The organism is Streptomyces sp. CC224B (assembly GCF_030010595.1).
In the GTDB taxonomy this organism is placed as follows: Bacteria; Actinomycetota; Actinomycetes; order Streptomycetales; family Streptomycetaceae; genus Streptomyces; species Streptomyces longispororuber.
This window is the reverse complement of record NZ_JASCXL010000010.1, coordinates 56,617-73,643: the sequence shown is the minus strand read 5'-3', so window position 1 is coordinate 73,643 and position 17,027 is coordinate 56,617. Positions and strand designations below refer to the sequence as shown.

At 70.5% G+C, this 17,027-nt stretch carries 18 protein-coding genes; 8 read left to right on the top strand and 10 right to left on the bottom strand.

Annotated elements, in window-relative coordinates:
- Positions 1-18 precede the first annotated feature (18 nt).
- Positions 19-699 (bottom strand): TOPRIM nucleotidyl transferase/hydrolase domain-containing protein, encoded by a 681-nt coding sequence (locus tag QK440_RS06360; RefSeq protein ID WP_282791977.1) that lies wholly within the window; start codon positions 697-699, stop codon positions 19-21.
- An 84-nt stretch (positions 700-783) separates the two neighbouring features.
- Complete coding sequence (locus QK440_RS06355) at positions 784-1,329, bottom strand: GNAT family N-acetyltransferase (RefSeq protein WP_282792029.1); 546 nt, start codon at positions 1,327-1,329, stop codon at positions 784-786.
- 396 nt (positions 1,330-1,725) lie between these two features.
- Between QK440_RS06355 and QK440_RS06350 the strand changes: the two genes are divergently transcribed.
- The 3 genes from QK440_RS06350 to QK440_RS06340 all read left to right on the top strand — a co-directional run bounded on the left by QK440_RS06350 (position 1,726) and on the right by QK440_RS06340 (position 3,740).
- The gene (locus QK440_RS06350; protein WP_282791976.1) at positions 1,726-2,673 is read left to right on the top strand and encodes an aminoglycoside phosphotransferase family protein; all 948 of its coding nucleotides are present in this window, start codon (positions 1,726-1,728) and stop codon (positions 2,671-2,673) included.
- Between the two features lie 64 nt (positions 2,674-2,737).
- Positions 2,738-3,040 carry an AAA family ATPase gene (locus QK440_RS06345; protein WP_349239268.1) on the top strand — a complete coding sequence of 101 codons (303 nt, stop codon included), beginning with the start codon at positions 2,738-2,740 and terminating at the stop codon, positions 3,038-3,040.
- Between the two features lie 397 nt (positions 3,041-3,437).
- A complete protein-coding gene (locus QK440_RS06340) occupies positions 3,438-3,740 on the top strand; it encodes a hypothetical protein (RefSeq protein ID WP_282791975.1) in 303 nt (100 codons plus the stop codon).
- Positions 3,741-3,833: 93 nt separating this feature from the next.
- Here the strand turns inward: QK440_RS06340 and QK440_RS06335 are convergent, their stop codons facing one another.
- Together QK440_RS06335 and QK440_RS06330 are read right to left on the bottom strand one after the other, a co-directional pair.
- A complete protein-coding gene (locus tag QK440_RS06335; RefSeq protein ID WP_282791974.1) occupies positions 3,834-5,129 on the bottom strand; it encodes an MFS transporter in 1,296 nt (431 codons plus the stop codon).
- Complete coding sequence (locus tag QK440_RS06330) at positions 5,126-5,665, bottom strand: winged helix-turn-helix domain-containing protein (protein ID WP_282791973.1); 540 nt, start codon at positions 5,663-5,665, stop codon at positions 5,126-5,128. The genes QK440_RS06335 and QK440_RS06330 overlap by 4 nt, the downstream gene beginning before the upstream one ends.
- 90 nt (positions 5,666-5,755) lie before the next feature.
- On the opposite strand from QK440_RS06330, the gene QK440_RS06325 reads away from it, so the two are divergent.
- From QK440_RS06325 to QK440_RS06315, 3 genes are all read left to right on the top strand, one after another.
- The gene (locus tag QK440_RS06325; RefSeq protein WP_282791972.1) at positions 5,756-5,884 is read left to right on the top strand and encodes a hypothetical protein; all 129 of its coding nucleotides are present in this window, start codon (positions 5,756-5,758) and stop codon (positions 5,882-5,884) included.
- 163 nt (positions 5,885-6,047) lie between these two features.
- Positions 6,048-7,109, top strand: coding sequence for a hypothetical protein (locus QK440_RS06320; protein WP_282791971.1), 1,062 nt, complete (start codon positions 6,048-6,050; stop codon positions 7,107-7,109).
- 429 nt (positions 7,110-7,538) lie between these two features.
- Positions 7,539-8,591, top strand: a complete 1,053-nt coding sequence (locus tag QK440_RS06315; RefSeq protein WP_282791970.1) for an L-threonylcarbamoyladenylate synthase — start codon at positions 7,539-7,541, stop codon at positions 8,589-8,591.
- Between the two features lie 399 nt (positions 8,592-8,990).
- Here the strand turns inward: QK440_RS06315 and QK440_RS06310 are convergent, their stop codons facing one another.
- Together QK440_RS06310 and QK440_RS06305 are read right to left on the bottom strand one after the other, a co-directional pair.
- Positions 8,991-9,149 carry a hypothetical protein gene (locus tag QK440_RS06310; protein ID WP_282791969.1) on the bottom strand — a complete coding sequence of 53 codons (159 nt, stop codon included), beginning with the start codon at positions 9,147-9,149 and terminating at the stop codon, positions 8,991-8,993.
- Positions 9,150-9,707: 558 nt separating this feature from the next.
- Positions 9,708-10,535, bottom strand: coding sequence for a DUF6461 domain-containing protein (locus QK440_RS06305; protein WP_282791968.1), 828 nt, complete (start codon positions 10,533-10,535; stop codon positions 9,708-9,710).
- A gap of 391 nt (positions 10,536-10,926) precedes the next feature.
- Between QK440_RS06305 and QK440_RS06300 the strand changes: the two genes are divergently transcribed.
- A complete protein-coding gene (locus tag QK440_RS06300) occupies positions 10,927-11,694 on the top strand; it encodes a phage Gp37/Gp68 family protein (protein WP_282791967.1) in 768 nt (255 codons plus the stop codon).
- A 14-nt stretch (positions 11,695-11,708) separates the two neighbouring features.
- Here the strand turns inward: QK440_RS06300 and QK440_RS06295 are convergent, their stop codons facing one another.
- Together QK440_RS06295 and QK440_RS06290 are read right to left on the bottom strand one after the other, a co-directional pair.
- Entirely contained in the window at positions 11,709-12,824 is a 1,116-nt protein-coding gene (locus QK440_RS06295; protein ID WP_282791966.1) for a three-Cys-motif partner protein TcmP, read from the bottom strand.
- A gap of 304 nt (positions 12,825-13,128) precedes the next feature.
- Positions 13,129-13,629: a hypothetical protein gene (locus tag QK440_RS06290; protein ID WP_282791965.1), complete on the bottom strand. Its 501-nt coding sequence runs from the start codon at positions 13,627-13,629 to the stop codon at positions 13,129-13,131.
- Positions 13,630-14,010: 381 nt separating this feature from the next.
- On the opposite strand from QK440_RS06290, the gene QK440_RS06285 reads away from it, so the two are divergent.
- Positions 14,011-14,187, top strand: coding sequence for a hypothetical protein (locus QK440_RS06285; protein ID WP_282792028.1), 177 nt, complete (start codon positions 14,011-14,013; stop codon positions 14,185-14,187).
- A gap of 388 nt (positions 14,188-14,575) precedes the next feature.
- Here the strand turns inward: QK440_RS06285 and QK440_RS06280 are convergent, their stop codons facing one another.
- Together QK440_RS06280 and QK440_RS06275 are read right to left on the bottom strand one after the other, a co-directional pair.
- A complete protein-coding gene (locus QK440_RS06280; RefSeq protein WP_282791964.1) occupies positions 14,576-15,532 on the bottom strand; it encodes an NADP-dependent oxidoreductase in 957 nt (318 codons plus the stop codon).
- Between the two features lie 1,197 nt (positions 15,533-16,729).
- Complete coding sequence (locus tag QK440_RS06275; RefSeq protein WP_282791963.1) at positions 16,730-16,927, bottom strand: hypothetical protein; 198 nt, start codon at positions 16,925-16,927, stop codon at positions 16,730-16,732.
- Positions 16,928-17,027: the final 100 nt, after the last annotated feature.

Below are 17,027 nucleotides of genomic sequence, written 5' to 3'. Positions count from 1 at the left end.
CCCCCCGTACCTCCGCGGTCACAGGTCGGCGAGCAGGCCCTCCAGCGGGGCGGGTACGCGGCCGGGGTCGAGGGCCTCGACCAGGACGCGGCCGTAGTGGATCTTGCGGCCCTTCTTCGTGCCGAGGAAGCGCCGCAGCCGCTGCTGCGGGTCGCGGTCGCGCTGCGCGGGCTGGCGCAGGAAGCTCCGCAGCGGGCGCAGGTCGCCCTCCGCCCGGACAAGGTCCTCCACCCGCGGCACGCCGAGGGCACGGATGAGCTCGTCCTCCAGGTCCGCCGCGCAGACGAAGAAGCTCTGCCCTGCCGCGCCGGCCCGCTCGAAGCCGCGGCTGTAGTAGCCGCGCTCCGCCTCGTCGCACAGCCCCGTCAGCCGCAGGCCCAGGCCCGCCGGGCCGAGCAGGCGGGCGTAGCGGCCGACGCTCATCGCCCCGCCCATCGGCAGCACGCAGACGCCCTCGGCCGCCAGGTCCCGGCCGCGGCGCGCGGCGAGGGCGTCGACCGCCTCGGCGTCGCTGCGCCCTTCGAGCAGGACGGCCGTCCGCACGGACAGCCGCGCGGCGAGCTCCCGCGCGGCCTCACCGGCGTCACGGGCGTCACCTGTGTCACCGGCGTCATCCGCGGCACGGGCGCCGTCGAGGTCACCGGCGTCAACGGCCGCCCACGCGGTCACCGCTTCCCGGAAGGACTCCATGTCAGCCATGGGACGATCTTCCGCCAAGCGCGGCCCGTGAGGTAGTCGATTTCCCTTCAGGGCTTGTCCGCGGCCTTTCCACGGGCGCCGGCGCTACGCAGTCGCGGCGGTCGCGTCGCCCTCCGCGTGCCGCAGCTCCTTCTCCAGCAGCGTGAAGGACTTGGGCGCCGCACCCGGCTGCGGCTTGCCCGCCTTGTGGCCCACGACGCGGTAACCGGCGTCGCGGTAATAGGCGTTGAGGCGCGCGTTGCCGGCCAGGCAGTCCAGGCGCACCCGGGTCCGGCCCGTCGCGGCCACGCGGCGTTCCGCGGCATCGAGGAGCCGCCGCCCCGTCCCCGGCGCGGCGGCGCCCCGGTCCACCATGAGGCGGTGCACGTACCCGGCCACGGGCGGCTGCGGCCCCCAGGCCGCCTCGTCCTCCCACCACAGCTCCCAGGCGCCGGCGATGCCCTCGGCCGCCTCCGCGAGCCAGACCTCGCCGCGCGCCATGACCCGGCCGAAGTGGTTCTCGTCCAGCTCGCCGGGACGCCACTGCCCCGTGATGCCCCGGGCGAGCATCCAGCGGGCGGCGTCGTCGCGGAGGCGGACGAGGGCGGTCAGATCGGCCTCGGTGGCCGGGCGGAAGCGCAGATCGTTCACTTCGTTCACCTCGGGATCGTCGCACGCGTGTCCGACGTGCCGTCCGCCGATGCGGATCGGGCAGCGACCATCCCGGTCCGTAGGCGGTCGTCCCGGTCCGAGGGCGGGCGTCCAGGTCCGAGGGCGGCCGTCCCGGTCCGAGGGCGGGCGTCCAGGTCCGAGGGCGGCCGTCCCGGTCCGAGGGCGGGCGTCCAGGTCCGAAGGCGGCCATCCCGGTCCAATGGCGGTCGTCCTGGTCCGTAGGCGGTCGTCCCGATCCGATGCGGCCGGATGTGCCGGACCTCCTCACCGAATTCCGGTTGACGCGCCCCGCCCCGGGGCGTTCGGATGATGACCTTCGCGCACGGGTGCGCCCGCCCCGCGCGCACGCGCCGTCACCACCCAGGAAAGGTGTCCATGAGTCGTCGCCCCCCGCACGCCGACGTTCCGTACGCCGACGTCCCGCACATCGACACGGCTCTCGTACGCCGTCTCGTCGCGGCGCAGTTCCCGCACTGGGCGGACCTCCCCGTCGAGCGGGTCGGCTCCTCCAGCACGTCGAACGTCATGTACCGGCTCGGCGCCGACATGGTCGTGCGGCTGCCCCGCCGGGCGGGCTCCGCCGCCGACGTGGACAAGGAACACCTGTGGCTGCCGCGCCTCGCCCCGTCGCTGCCGGTGGCCGTGCCCGTGCCGCTGGGCGCGGGGCAGCCGGGCGAGGGCTACCCCTGGCGCTGGTCCGTCTACCGCTGGGCCGAGGGCGAGAACCCGGTCGTCGGACGCCTCGCCGAACCGGACGCGCTCGCCGCCGACCTGGCCGCGTTCGTCGCCGCCCTGCACGCGGTCGACCCCGCAGGCGGGCCGCCCTCGTACCGCGGTGAGACGTTGAAGGAACGCGACGCCGCGACCCGTTCCGCGCTCGGGACCGTACGCGACCTCGTCGACGCGGACGCGGCGGCCGCCGCCTGGGAGGAGGCCTTGGGCGCCCCCGAGTGGCCCGGCCCGCCGGTGTGGATCCACGCCGACCTCCAGCCGGGGAACATCCTCCTGACCCGGGGCCGGCTGAGCGCCGTCATCGACTTCGAGTGCCTCGGCCTCGGCGACCCCGCCGTCGACCTGATCGCGGCCTGGTACGTGCTGCCCGCCGGTGCCCGGGACGCCTTCCGCGCGGCGCTGCCGCCCGACGACGCGGCCTGGGCCCGGGGGCGCGGCTGGGCCCTCTCCGTCGCGCTCCTCGAACTCGCCTCGTACCGGGAGACGAACGCGACCATGGCGACGGTGGCGCGCCACGTCATCGGCGAGGTCCTCGCCGACGAGCCGTCCCCGGCACGCGGCGGCGGCCACGGCGGGGGAGGGGCGCGTTGATCGTCTGGATCAACGGTGCCTTCGGCAGCGGGAAGACCACGGTGACGGAGGAGTTGCGGGGGCGGTGGACCTGTGGCGGTGGCGCCGCCAGGTCGCCGAGCTGGCGGTCGGGCTGGTCGAGGAGTACCGCCGCCCCGTGCTCGTCCCCATGACCCTGGTCCATCCCGGGTACGTCGCGGAGATCTTCGGCCGGGTGCGGGACGCGGGCATCGAGCTGCACCACTTCTTCCTCCAGGCCTCCCGGGCGGTGCTGGAGCAGCGGATCGACGGCCGTACGCACGCGCCCGGGGACCCCGTCCGGGAGGAGCGGGTCCGACGCTGGTGCAAGGACCGCATCGCCCCGTGCCTGGCCCAGGGACCGGCGTGAGCGGGCGCGCACCGACAGCGGGGGCGGTGCGCGGCGGACGCCGGTACCAGCGGGACCGTCCCTATGCGGAAGCACGGGCCGGTCGTCTGTCGGCTCCGGGCCCGTCGGGCGGGCGTCGGTCGTCGTACGGCGACCACCGCATTCGTACGTAGCCGCTCGGTACGGCCCGCCCACACCGGCCAGAAGCGGAACGCGGTGACCTGCGTCCCCGTGACGCCCTCGGCGTCCAGTGCGCCGGGACGCCCACCGGGGCACGCGCCGGTGGCCCCGGCACCGCGCGCCGCCACCGCGGGCCTGCGGCTGACGCTCCGTTATGCGGCAGCCCTCCCGGGTACCGGCTCGCATGGCCCGACGACCGTCGGGCGCACCCCGATTGAGCCCGACACAGGAGGACACGATGTCCGCTGCATCGTCAGCCGGTTACCCGGAGTCCGGCGCACCGCGGACCACGTACACCGGGGAGCGGGTGGTCAGGGAGACGAAGCCCGCCTACAAGACCACCGAGATGATCGCCTACGTCGCCGCGGTGATCGCCACGCTGATCGCGTCCGCCGTGGTGGGGGACGACGACGGCGGCGTCGACCGCTTCGCGGCGGACCAGGCATGGCTGTACGTCACGCTCCTGACGATCGGCTACATGATCAGCCGGGGCCTGGCCAAGAGCGGCATCCGCGGCCAGGGCGACGACACCCGCGGGTGACACCCCCTGAGCACCGCCGTGGCCGCGCCGCCCCAGGGCGCGGCCACGGCTTCCGCTGTTTGCGGCATCGTTGTGACGCCTTCGCGGCAAGCGTCACAACACCTCAGGTGCGCTCTCCTGGGCGGGATCCTTGAGTGCCGGGTGAACTGGACCGTCGGCCGGGGCGGCGGCACGCAGCGCCGCTTCGACTCGGCGGTTGCTGGTCATGGATGCCGTGATGGCCGTCATCGCCAGGAGGAGGACAGCGGCGGCGTAGAGCGGGGTCCGGACGTCGTGGACGGTGGCCAGCCAGCCGCCGAGGAAGGCCCCGAGGGGGGCGGCGCACATGGCCAGCATGCGGGAGGTGGAGGCGACCCGGCCCATCAGGCGGGCCGGGACGATCGCCTGCCTGAGGGAGGGGCCGAGCACCATCGTGGCGCCCATGCCGGCCCCGCAGACGGCGAGCGCCAGCCCGGCCACGTACGGGTTCGGGGCAGCGGCCAGACCCAGGACGGCAAGCCCTTCGACGGCGGCTGTGCAGGTCAGTGCGGTGCCGGTGCCGAGTCGTCGGCCGAGGGAGGAGGCGATGCCCGCCCCGAGCAGGCCGCCGGCGGCCTCCGCCGTGAGGAGCAGGCCGAAGCCGAAGGTGCCGATGCCGAGGCGGTCGTGCGCGAAGAGGGCGAGGACGGTCTCCACGGCGAGGAAGGCGACGTTCCCGACCGCCGGGCGGAGCGCGAGCCCGAGCAGCAACCGGTCCCGGAAGACGTACGAGGCCCCGGCCCGCGCCTGCCGAAGCAGCGACTCGCGGACCTCAGGATCGGGCCGGGGCGCAGCGGGCAGCGTACGGACGAGCAGTGCGGAAAGCAGGAACGACGCCGCGTCGGCGAGCAGCGGAACCGCCCGTCCGAGAGCGAGCAGCGCACTGCCCGCGGGCGGACCCGCGAAGCCGGACATGGCGGTCTGGGCGCCGCGCAAGCGGGAGTTGGCGCGCTCCAGGAGTGCGGGGTCGCGGCCGAGCAGATCCGGCAGATAGGCCGTGGCGGCCGTGTCGAAGAAGAGTCCGCCGAGGCCGAGCAGGAAGGCGACGGCCGCGAGCAGCGGAATGCTCAAGCCGTCGAGCGCGGCCGCTGCCGCCGGTACCGCGAGCAGCACCGCACGTGCCGCGTCCATGACCCACATCGTGCGTCGGCGGTCCCAGCGGTCCACCAGCGCACCGCCGAGCACCCCGAAGAGCAGCCACGGCAGCGTCCCGGCGGCTGTGACGACGGCGAGCGCCATCGGATCCCGCGTCAACGTCAACGCGAGCAGTGGCAGCGCGGCGTGCGACACCCCGTCACCGAGCGAGGACACCGTCTGCGCGGTCCAGAGCCGCCCGAACCCGGCCGGCAACTTCCGTATGCCTGACGTCACTTGGTGTCTCCTTCGGCCTGCTCGCGCGGTGCCGGGTGGAACAGCGCGAAGACGAGTGACGCGTCCGGCAGCGACGGATCGGACAGCTCCTGGTACTCGTCCGCCAGTGCCTGCAGCCGCGCCCCCAGCTGCGCGAACTGCTCGTCGGTGAGCCGCAGATGCGCCATCCGTACGTGCCGCTCGGAGTCCAGCGGCGCTGCTTCCAGGTCTGCCACCGCATGGCGCATCAGCACATCAGGCCCTCCTTCACCCGGATCCGGCAGCACGATCGCCCGCGCGGCCATCGCGTAGTACCGCTCGGTGACCCCTCGCACCTTCCGTGTCCGCACCACCTTCACCAGGCCGGCCCGCTCCAGCAGCCGCACGTGATAGCTGGAACTCCCCTTCGCGAGGCCCACCCGCTCGGCGATCTGTGTGATCGTCGCCGGCTCGAAGCGGAGCACGGCCATGATCCGGTGGCGCGTGAGATTGGAGACGGCGCGCAGCTGCTCCTCGGTGGTGACGTGCAAGGTCTCAGGGAGATCGTCGGTAGGCATGCGAGCAATGGTCAACAGTTCTTGACCATTAGGCAAGGGTATTTCGCGCGGACCTTCAGATTCGATGCCGGGCGCGACCTCGCGGAGGGAGTGCCCGAGGGAGCGGCCGACGTCCTGCTGCCGTTCCTGGCCACGCGCCAGACCGTCCGTGCCGCGGTGCGGCTGCTGCCTTCGGCGCGCCGACGCCTGTCGCTCGGCGACGGATGTGGCTGCGGATGACGGATGTGACTGCGGATGTGGATGGTGCCGCCGATGGCTGCGCGGCCGTGCCGCCCACGGCAAGGACGGCGGGCAGGTGGAACTCTTGGGCCCCCTATGGGTGGAGCGCGCGTAGCGGGCCTCGCTTTCTTGACGCAGTCACGCGGCGGACAGAAAATGCCCCATGTTCATGCGTGAACCGGTGCAGAACAAGATTGTCGCGAGGCGCATGCGCGGCTTCTTTCGACAGATGAAACCTGGTCCGCGCGACCCGGGCGAGGTCGCGGTGCAGTACGGGCGGCACCTATGGGATTCCGGTGCACACAGCCTGGTCGACGAGAAGAAACTCTCTCGATCCCGGTTCTACGTCGGACTGTCCGTCGAGGACACCGGCCTGACCGAGTTCACGAAACGCGCCGTGCTCATATCGGACACGCTGCTTCTGTCGCATGACGGAGATGCGGAGTTCCACGAACTCGGCCACTACGCCACCCCCACCACCGGGTTCGACATGACCTCCGCCTTCTCGTCCGCGGCGACCGATCCCTTCACGCTGCGCTACGGGATGCGCTGCCCCAGTCTCCCGGTGCTGGGCCAGTGGATACTGGACGCCGAGCCACTGCTCAGAGCGGGCCTTGCCTGGTACCTCCCGAGCTATCTGACCATCACGCGCGCCGAAGCCGGGGTGCCTCGACCGGTCGGGGCCGTCGACTACCTGATCCGGGACGGCAGGGCCATCGAGGCCTCCGGAGGCGAGCCCGTGAAGAGCCGGGTGGTACGGCCGATCTGCACGATGGAGCTGCCGTTCGTCGACGGTGTCGGCCTCGCGGACTTCGGCCGGATCACGATCGATGAATTCGATTCCTATTCGGCGTTTCGCGACTTCCTCCGGCTCAGCTTCCTCAATATCGACGACGCCCTGAATGACACCCAGTCGGACCGTGAACTGGTCAAGCTCGGTTTGGAGATCAAAGACCAGGTGCGATCTGTCCGTTCGGAAATGAAAAGGATCAAGGGGCAGAGAGCTGTGGCCGCCAGTGGCGCTGTCGTCGCCAGCATCTCGGCGACACTCGTGGCCGTATACGGCCCGGCCCTCCAGTGGGTCCTCGGAGTGGTCGGCGGAGCGACCCCTGGACTATGGGGAATGCTTCAGGCCGGCGGGGACCACAGCACCCGGCCGCTGCGGGAGGACAGGTGGCATTACGTCTGGGCCCTGTCGAAGAAGGCCGACCGCAATACTCTCTGATCTCTCCGATCCCGCATCGCGCGCTTCCGTGAATGATCGCCGCCAACCCCGCAGCGGCGGGCCACCGGCCGTTGGCCCCAAACGGGGCGCGCTCCACGGTCAGACCGTGGCTGGGGCTGCTGCACGCGCGTAACGCGCGCACGGTCATCGAGCTGGATACCGTTCGGCCGGCCGAGGGTGAGACCGGGCCCGTACCCGTCCCGGCGGCTCAGCACCTGCGCGCCGGGGCCCGGGCGGCGCTGGAGCGGCGGACCGCCGCGCTGCGCCCGTGCTCCAGGGCCTGCCGGCCGACCGGGCCCGGGACCTCCCGGCCACCGGCGGTGGCGTCCTGGACCGCTGGCCTGACTCAAACCCCCGGCTCCTCGGATGCGCCGACGAGCATCCCGGCCCGCGGTATGCGGCGAGCGCAACGGTGAAAGAATCGCGAGGGTGAACGCACGAACCAGTGACATCGACATCGACATCGACATCGCCAAGGCGGCCGGTGTGCTGCGCGCCGGGGGCCTGGTGGCTCTGCCGACCGAAACCGTCTACGGACTGGGTGCCAACGCCGAGGACTCCACCGCCCTCGCGCGTGTCTTCCAGGTGAAGGGGCGCCCGCCCACCCATCCGCTGATCGTGCACATCGGCGGCGCGGAGTACCTCGGCGACTGGGCCCAGGACGTGCCCGCGGCGGCGCGCCTGCTGGCCGAACACTTCTGGCCGGGCCCCCTCACGCTGGTCCTGCGGCGCGGACACCGGGTGCCTCTCGAGGCAACCGGCGGCCTGCAGACGGTAGCCGTGCGCGTACCCGCCCATCCCGTCGCGCTCACGCTGCTCAAGACCTTCGGCGGTGGCATCGCGGCACCCTCCGCCAACCGCTTCGGCTCGGTCAGCCCCACCACGGCGGACCACGTTCGTGCCGAGCTCGGGGACGGGGTCGACTTCGTGCTGGACGGCGGCCCCTGCGGCGTCGGCGTCGAGTCGACCATCGTCGACGTCACGGGCGATGTCCCGAGCATCCTGCGACCGGGTGGAGTGACGCGCGAGGACCTCGAAGCGGTCCTGGGGCGCCCGCTCGCGGTCCCCTCCACCAGCCGCGTGCGCGTGCCGGGCCAGCATCCCTCCCACTACGCGCCGAGCGCCCGCGTCATCCTCGTCGAGCCCGAGAACCTCATCGCCGAAGCCGAGCGCGCGCAGGAGGCCGGCCACCAGGTGGGCGTCTTCCTGCCTCCCCGCCTGGCCGACGCCCCGGTCAAGGCGCACGCCCAGGTGGCGGTCCCCGCTGCGATGGACGCCTACGCGCGCGGGCTGTACGGGTTCCTGCGCACGCTCGACCAGCAAGGGTGTGACCTCATCGTCGCGTCGCTGCCGGGCGAGGAGGGCCTCGGACTCGCGATCGCAAACCGGCTGCGCCGCGCCGCAGGGCCCCGGCCCTCCGAGACCGGGGCAGGTGAGCACGCGGCCGGACAGGCGACGAAGCCGACGCCTGACCAGCGTTAGTGGGGCCGAAGGAACGAGCTGGCGGGCCTTCCGGCTGATCAAGGCCTGCGGGTGTCTCTGGGCTGGCCTGGAGGGGACCGGTGGCGAGGCCCTGGTCGGCCGCCCGTTCCTGCGAGTGCTGCGGCGCGGCTTGGTGCAACGCCCGGCGTGCTCGGGCCGCCGGTGCGATGAGGGGATCCGGCTGGATACAGGCGGCGAGTGCGAGAACTGCGGCAACGTGGTGCACACCCGCCGGGCCCGGCGAGTGAAGATCGTGGCGCAGGTCGACCGCGAGCTGCCCGGTCTGAGCGAGGGCGAGCGCCGCCGGGTCCTCGAGGAGCGGCTGCGGGGGCAGGCGGCTATCGAGGCGGTGGGCTTCGTGTGGCGGTGGGAGCGGGCGCGTGCTGAGCAGGCCCGTCGTCATGGGGTCGCGCGGCTGCCCAGCAGCAGCTGGAGCGCGAGCGGCAGGCCGCGGCCGTCGCTGATGCGGTTAGCCAGGCTCTGCCGTGCGAGGACTGCGGGTTTCAGCGGTCGGCCGACCTGGATGACCCGGACGACGTCGTCGCCGTCGCCGCCCACGTCCGGGCATCGCTGGAGCCGGACATCGAGCGTGCTCGGCGCGAGTTCATGGAGCTGGTGGGGCCGAGCGCGCTGGACGTGAACCCGGTCCTGGCGGCGTCCCCCGCTAGCCTTCGCCGCGCTCCAGGCTCTGTCGGAGTACCACAGCTGCGCCCTTGGAAGCCGAGGCGAATGCCCGTCGGGCGTACAAGACCGAGCAGGGGCGGCGATGGTGCAAGCACACCCGTATGGTGCGGACGCCGTCGCCGCGCGCCCGCTGGACGGCGACCCAGCCGGGGCGGTGATCGCTTGAGCACTGAGCTGAGTGGGGCCGTTTTCACACGCCAGGCCCTGGTCGTGGCTCAGGAAGCGGCACGGAAGAGCGGAGGAGCCCGAAAGCCGAAGCGGCTACGTCGTCGTTGGTCCGCTTCAGGTTGGATCACCTCCGCTCGCGCGGAGAACACGCGCTGGCGGCGACATCTCCTCCGCATGCGCCCGACTCGCCGTCTGGGGCAGCAGAACCGCCACCCGGGGCACCGCCCCTCGCTGACGCGGCACCCTTCTTCCGAGGCAACCCAGCTAGTCCACGGAGTCCACCAGCGTGCCACTTGTGTGGAACTTGCCCTGGGCGACGATGCGCGCTCCCTCGCTCCGGCGCTGCCAGTAGTGAGGGTCGGTGGCCCGCTCGTACGCGTCGCGCAGGCCGGCTGGGATCAGGCGCAGTTGTTCGTTGGGAAGGGTGCGGCCGTTGGCGGCTGCCCATGCGTGGATCACGTCGAAATCCGGGGCTGGTGAGCCCAGAATCGCGTACACGGGCAGGCGGTCGTCCGTGAGGGCGGTGCGGGGCAAGGAGAGGTGGAAGCGGTCTTCGAAAACGGCCAGGCTGCGGCGCCGCTGCTCGGCGTAGTCACCTGTGCCGGGCTCTCGCCGGGTCTTCCCGTCGGGGTTCAGGATTCCAGCGGAGACGAGGTCGGGCAGAAGCAGATCGGGCTCCTGGCCGGAGCGGTGGTGCTCCTCACACAGACCGTACCCGCAGACGGCTTGTCCATCACGTCCGTACGTGATGTGGGTGGGCAAGTGCGCGAAGTTGTAGTGGTAGTGCACGGCTTCCACGCCTTCGCGTGAGACTTCCTCCAGCTGCTCGAGGTAGGGGCCATAGGTGATGGCGAACGCCCAGCCGGCATGCTCGCCGACGCGGATGACAGCACTCTCCACCCCGTGCTCGGGGTATGCGTCGACCTGGAGATCGGAGATCTCCGCGTCGGTCATCGGCCCTGCCGCGGAGCCGGGTCGCGCCCCCATACGCACCGCCAGTTCCTCGGCTCCGATGCCGCGGGCGAAGTGCACGTCTAAGGACCATCCGGTACTGGAGGTCCTGCCGACCATCCACTGCAGACCGTCGCTCACATCATCTCCCCTATGAACGCATGGCTCCTCTTGCACATGCATGAGGACCATAAGGCGCCCCACTGACAATGCAGCCGTCCGTGCCTCCGTGCCTGCGTTTCTTCACCGGCACGCCGTTCACACCTCGATGACACAGACCGGAGTCATCAAGGTCCCACGGCAAAGCGCAGATGCCATCGCCACAGGACACACACGGCGTGAGCAATGAGCATGTCGCCGCCGCACAGTTATTCAAACGCAGGTTCGAACATGAGAGCGTGGAAGGGAGCGGATGCGGTCGCATCCTGGCGTAGGCCTGCCGCGACTCCGGTGAGGACGGCATCGTTAGGCAGCGCACAGAGGAAGTCGGCCGCTGCAGTGACGCCATTGACGTGAGGGTGGGAGGGGACTGGTGAGCGATCGCAGCTCCATCGAGTGGACCGAGGCGACCTGGAACCCGACAACCGGCTGTGACCGGGTGTCGGCCGGATGCGACCACTGTTACGCCCTCTCGCTGGCCAAGCGGCTGAAGGCAATGGGATCGGCGAAGTACCAGAACGACGGCGATCCGCGTACGTCGGGTCCCGGGTTCGCCCTGACGCTCCATCCGGAGGCGCTCGCCGTGCCATACGGGTGGAAGAGCCCGCGGACCGTGTTCGTGAACTCGATGAGTGACCTGTTCCACGCCCGGGTGCCGTTGGACTACGTACGGCGGGTCTTTGCGGTGATCGCGGACACGCCGCAGCACACGTACCAGGTTCTGACCAAGCGGGCGCGGCGGTTGCGGCTGGTTGCCGAGCACCTTGAGTGGCCGGCCAATCTGTGGATGGGCGTGTCGGTGGAGACCGCCAGGGAGTTGCCGCGCGTGGACGATCTGCGGCTCGTTCCGGCTGCTGTGCGGTTCTTGTCGTGTGAGCCGTTGCTTGGCCCGTTGGACGGGCTGGATCTGAGAGGCATCGACTGGACGATCATCGGCGGCGAGTCCGGGCCGGGCGCGCGCCCGATGTGCGAAGAGTGGGCCTGCGACATCGTTGATCGGTGCCGGCGCTCCGGGACGGCGCCGTTCGTCAAGCAGCTCGGCTCCTGCTGGGACAAGACGCACCACAAGGACATCTCCCGGTTCCCTGCCGGTCTGCAGGTGCGCGAGTACCCGCGGGCCAGGGACGGCGTTCCGGTCTGACCGGCGCGCGCTGTTCAGGCCGCGGCGGCCAGGCTGACCCAGCTCTTGGTGGTCAGCTTGCCCGGCGACTGGACCACGACGGAGCCGTCCTGGCGCATCTGCCGCACGGCCTTCAGTGCGTGCGTGGGCATCCAGCGTGCGGTCTCGGTCAGCAGCCACTGCCCGACGGTTTCCACAGTGGCGCTGCCGGCCGTGAGACGCTGAGTGACCAGCTCGAGCAGTTCCGGGTCGCAGGCGTCAACGGCCTGAAAGAGGTCGAGCTGCCCGGTCGGCGTGGCGCCGCGGGTGCGGGGGTCCTGGAAGCTCTCTCCGTCACGGTCGTCGACCTTCCACATCGCTTCCTTCATCGCCTTCAGCCCCGCGTCGCTGCCCGTTCCGAAGACCAGGTACAAGGGCTGGCCGGTGCGCGGCACGAGCCGGAACTGCAGCTGGTAGCCGAAGCCGGCCCGGCGCAGCGCGCTGCGGTAGGTGCCCAGCCACGCCCGCCACCGCTCATCGGGCCGGGCCTCGTCAGCGGCCGGTGCCCAGTGGGCGCGGCCGCCGAAGACCTCGTCGAGGATGTCCGCGTTCAACTCCTCGCGGCGGCTGAACCAGTTGGGTCCGAATGTGGTGATGACCTCGCTGGAGCGGTTTCGGGCGATCCGGCGGGTCACCTCCAGTGGCACGTTGACGCTGCCCCAGCTGTCGAAGATGCCGAGGATCGGATTGCCCCAGGCACCCAGCTCGGTCAGCGCCGGCAGGCTGTCCCGGCCCGCCTCGCCGCGCCGGACCTCCACCCGCACCGGCAGGTCGGCCAGCTTGCCGAACCGGTCCGTCAGCTCGGCCAGGAGGTGTTCGTGGCGGGCCCGGTCCTTCTCGATGAAGACCAGGTGTACCCGGCGTGGGCTGAGGTTCATCCGGTCGACGGCGGTGTGGTGCAGGAGCCGGTCCAGGATGAACACCGGCGATCCCGGCTCACCGCCCTCGTACCGGCCAGGGCCGGCGAACGCGTCCAGCAGCGTGACCCGCGGTCTGCTGTAGCCGGTGCGTTGAGAGGTCTGCAGCAGGATCGGCCACCAGGCGTCCAGGTACCGTTGGTACAGGCGGTGCTTAGCTGCCGTAGCAGGCTCCAACGGCCACAGGACACCCATGCCGACCCCCCTCGGACAGAATGTGGCACAGATTGTCCGCTGAGTGCCCCTCAGGCGCCAGAGCGCCTCGCCGCCCTCCCGACGATGCCATGCCCGCTGTTGCTCTGCGTAACACCAATCACCAGTTCAGGAGTTTGCGGGATTTCGACACCGCGCGATTTCTGTGCAGGCTCGGATCGCCTCAGCTCCCAGAGAGGGCACCGTCTCCACCGGCGACCTGGTCGACCGAGGGTTGGCTGCCCAACGGACCACCTCCGCTCAGGTGGAGAGCACTCCGAATCCGACCCGGGCGAAAGGTGGGGGGTCAGCTCGGTTTCTCCCACACGGTTACTTCGAGTCGGACGGGGCCGTTGGTGGGGGCGGCCACTGTGCGCAGGTAGGCCGTACGCCCCTCGCCGGTCTGCACGCAGAACCGGGCGCCCCTGCTCAACTCAGCGGTATACGTGCCGTTCTGCTCGATCCGCTCAGTGCATTCGGCCTCGCTGAGGACAGAGCCAGAGCCAGAAATCGGAGCCATTACGTCGCCGTCAGTGGAGATGGTTGGAGCTCCAGTCGTTGCACCGATGACGATGTCGTCGCCTTTGATGGTGCCAGCGACGAGCGGGGGAGTGGAGTCGAGGTCAACGTCTCCGCCACCGGTGTCGAGTTTGATACTTACACTGCCTGGACCGAATTGGATCTTTGGCGCTTTCCCCTTGTCGTCTTCTTTGCCGCTGGGTGGAGACGGGGCCGAGTCTCGGTGGTCGGCACTCCCGTTTGGAGGCTCGTCATTCGCTGAATCTGACCCCTGGGTGCCGATGATCACAGTCACGATAATGCCCACGACAGGAATGACGATGCCCGCGAACCACCACGCCCAACGTGGTTGGTGGGGTGGAGAAGGCGGTGTTGGGTTGGGCGGGCCCGGGGGCGTACGAGATCCGGTGTTGTCGGGACCTGGAGTCATGGCGCCCTAACCTAGATCCTCCAGGTCGTACAGGGAAGCGGGTGAGGCCCTGCATATGCATCGAGGCTAAAGCTCAGGCGGCGCGATCTGCCGCCCGCACCACCTCCGCTCGCGCGGAGAGCACCCTTCTTGACCTGGGGCATCACAAAGCTTTGCCGTGTCAGGCAGAGCACGTTCCCACCGCGATGATGCGCCACGAGTGCCATCTGTCATCTTCTGGAGACCGCAGCCGTGTTCAAGATGCTCTGGGTTGTCCTGCTCTGTGAGGCGGCCCGTGAGCGGTTAACCGGTGCGCTGGGTCCGGCGGTCGGTGAGACGCGGTCGGTGCTCTGTTTCTGGGCGGGGTTGCACGATTTGGGGGAAGATCACGCCGCCGTTTCAGGCGCAAGTACCGCCTGCTTTCAGGCTCATGCGTGAGGCCCCGCGCTACGTGTGCGCTGCGGGTGCGGCGGGGGAGCGGGAGTTCCGTCACGAGATCGCCACGCACTGGGCGGTCGCGCAGTTACTGGATGAGGTCGGTTCTCCAGGAGCTCGGCGGGTGCGGCAGGTGGTGAGCACTGTAGAGGAAAACGGCACCTAGGAGGTCATCTCATGTGGAAGGGTGACTTCTGTCGCGGTGGCACCCGAGCGTTTCCTCGATGGCCTGCCGCACCCGTACACGTCGTTCTCGCGCCGGGCGACCTGCATGTGCACCAGCTACTCCTGCCGGGCGAGAATCAGTTCGGTTCGTACGATCCGCGCGGACCGGATGTCCCGGGTCCGGCGCCGGCGATTGCTGACGCAGGCGGACAGATCCGTCCAAGCATCACTGCACGCTGAGAACGATCTTTCCGGTGGCGGCGCCGGACTCGCCATACGCGTGGGCCTTGGCGGCATCGTCGAGCGGGAAGACCGTATCGATGACGGGACGGAGCCTGCCCTCGGCGGCGAGGGCGGCCACGGCGCCCAGGCCGACACGGTCCGGCTCGACCGCGTTGAAGTCGAAGGAGAAGCCGCGGGCCCGGGCATCGGCCATCTCCGCCGGGTCCTGGGTCGCAGCGAGGGTGACCACGCGTCCGCCCTCGCGCAGCACCTGCAGCGAGCGCGTGGCATAGCCCCGGCCGACGGTGTCGAAGACGGCGTCGATGCCCGCCACCGCCTGGGTGAAGTCGGTCGTGCGGTAGTCGATCAGCTCGTCGGCGCCGAGCGAGCGAGCCAGGGCGTGCTTGTCGGCGCTCGCGGTGCCGATGACGTACGCACCGTGCGCCTTGGCGATCTGCACGGCGAGGTGGCCGACGCCGCCTGCCGCGCCGTGGATCAGGACCCGTTCACCGGACTGCAGGCGGACCGTTTCCATCAGGCACTGCCACGTGGTCAGCCCGGCCAAAGGCAGGGCCGCCGCCTCCGTGTGGGAGAGGTTGCTCGGTTTGGGGACGAAGCGGCGGGCGGGCGCCGTCACGAACTGGGCGTAGCCGCCGGCCTGGGCGGGGAAGTCCGGCATGCCGAAGACTTCGTCGCCGGGGCGGACGATGCTGACGCCGGGCCCGACCGCTTCGACGGTGCCGGACACGTCGAAGCCGAGGATGCGCGGGTCGCCCCAGGGGCCGAAGCCGCCTGTACTGCGGGCCTTGTAATCGGCCGGGTTGACCCCCGCCGCGTGCACTCGGACCAGGATCTCGGTCAGGCTCGGTTCAGGCCGCTGCACCTCGGCCGGACGCAGGACTTCGGGGCCGCCCAGTGTCGAAGCGGTGATGGCACGCATGGTGTGCGGATTCTGTCCCATGTTGGATAGCTCCCTTTTGTCTCAATAATCCTGGATTATGACTTCGTCTGCTGACTGTTCGTCCTTGAGCCGCGCGCTGGAGAGGCTCATTGCAAAGCCCAGGGTCGCGACGGCCGTGGCCGTCGAGAGCCACAGGGCGGTGGCGTAGTCTCCGACCGTCTCCGCGGCGACGAAGGGGCACGGAGCTGAGTCGGGCTCCTGGCTGCTCGGTGTACGGCGCGGGCGGTGACGCACACACGAGGCTGATGCCGCTCGGGTGGACGGCAGCGGGTCCGTTCAGGTCGGCGAGGCGTCACCAGGGCCGGCCCCGCTTGTGGTCGAGGAGGAGTCGCTATCGGTGTGGGCCCGGTCCCCGGAATGCGGGCTGCGCAGAATCACTGGCCGAGGCCGAACACACGCACCGGACAGCGGTCCTGGACGATGGCACCATCCGCGCCGGCCCGGCGACGACCTCTCGTCCCAGCTGCTGCTCCTTGCGTACCCGACGAAATGAGCCAGCGCCTCCAGCCGGACGAACAGCTCACCCTTCATAGCTTGGAGACCTTGCGCCCCCCGTGTGGACTTCTGCCTCGCGCTAAGCGTCCGCCGAGGTGAGTGACAACGTGCTGGACCCGGCTATCGGCTACGAGTTGCCTTACATGCTTGTCATCCACGCCCTCGACATCCTGCTCGACTCTGGGTGCTGGGCGAGATCCGACCGGTCCGCTTGCACATGCCCGTGGCGTGTCTGCGTATGCGGACTGGGAGCTTCGTGAACACGTACTGACGCACTTCATCGCGCACCTTGTCGGCATCCCAGTTGATCCGGCTCAGCATCCAAGTGACGCGGTCCGAACCTGCGGGACCGGCCTCCGCCTGGGCTCAGCCGTCCTGTCCGACGTGGTGCCCACCCCCGACGGTCTGCAAGGGTTGGCCTCTGGGCCGTCTGCCTTCCTTCGGTAAGTCACTGAGGGACGAGCTTGGCGCGCCGGGCCTGCCCAGCGCCTGCCGTTTTCCGCGTTCCGGACCGCTGGGGCCGCTACGACGCAGCGCCCGCTCCCCGACGAACCCCGGTGGGAGGCGCTGTGCTGTCCTGCCGCACACCGACTGCCGCCGATGCGGCCGGAGTTGCCCGGTGCCGGCAGGCCGGCAGCTCGGACAACTCGGTGGACGAGCCGTGGTGTAGCGGGCCAGGTTCGAGGGGGTGTGCCTGATCCGCTACTCGAACGCCTCGTTGAGAATGCGGTCCTGGTGCAGGCCGTCCATGGTGACGCCTTGAGGCAGCACCCCTCGGAGCGTGCCGATGTGGATGGCTGGCTGGTCGGAGTCGAGCGCGGTCTTCTGGCTGACCAGCAGATGCGGATTCGTCGAGGCCGGCCAGCGGCGGTGGCGGTAGGTCAGCCTCTCGGCGGTCAAGCGGTGCGTGAAGGCTCAAGGTAGAGGGTGTGCCGCAGCAGGCTGCGCCGGATCTCGACCGTGCCGCGGCGAGGTCCACATCGGCTGTCCGGATCGTGCG

Excerpts from the sequence above, each read along its gene's own strand:
- QK440_RS06295 (WP_282791966.1), bottom strand. The coding sequence starts at position 12,824 with ATGGGTGTCCTGTGGCCGTTGGAGCCTGCTACGGCAGCTAAGCACCGC.
- QK440_RS06320 (WP_282791971.1), top strand. The coding sequence starts at position 6,048 with ATGTTCATGCGTGAACCGGTGCAGAACAAGATTGTCGCGAGGCGCATG.
- QK440_RS06330 (WP_282791973.1), bottom strand. The coding sequence starts at position 5,665 with ATGCCTACCGACGATCTCCCTGAGACCTTGCACGTCACCACCGAGGAG.
- QK440_RS06350 (WP_282791976.1), top strand. The coding sequence starts at position 1,726 with ATGAGTCGTCGCCCCCCGCACGCCGACGTTCCGTACGCCGACGTCCCG.
- QK440_RS06360 (WP_282791977.1), bottom strand. The coding sequence starts at position 699 with ATGGCTGACATGGAGTCCTTCCGGGAAGCGGTGACCGCGTGGGCGGCC.
- QK440_RS06280 (WP_282791964.1), bottom strand. The coding sequence starts at position 15,532 with ATGGGACAGAATCCGCACACCATGCGTGCCATCACCGCTTCGACACTG.
- QK440_RS06285 (WP_282792028.1), top strand. The coding sequence starts at position 14,011 with ATGCTCTGGGTTGTCCTGCTCTGTGAGGCGGCCCGTGAGCGGTTAACC.
- QK440_RS06340 (WP_282791975.1), top strand. The coding sequence starts at position 3,438 with ATGTCCGCTGCATCGTCAGCCGGTTACCCGGAGTCCGGCGCACCGCGG.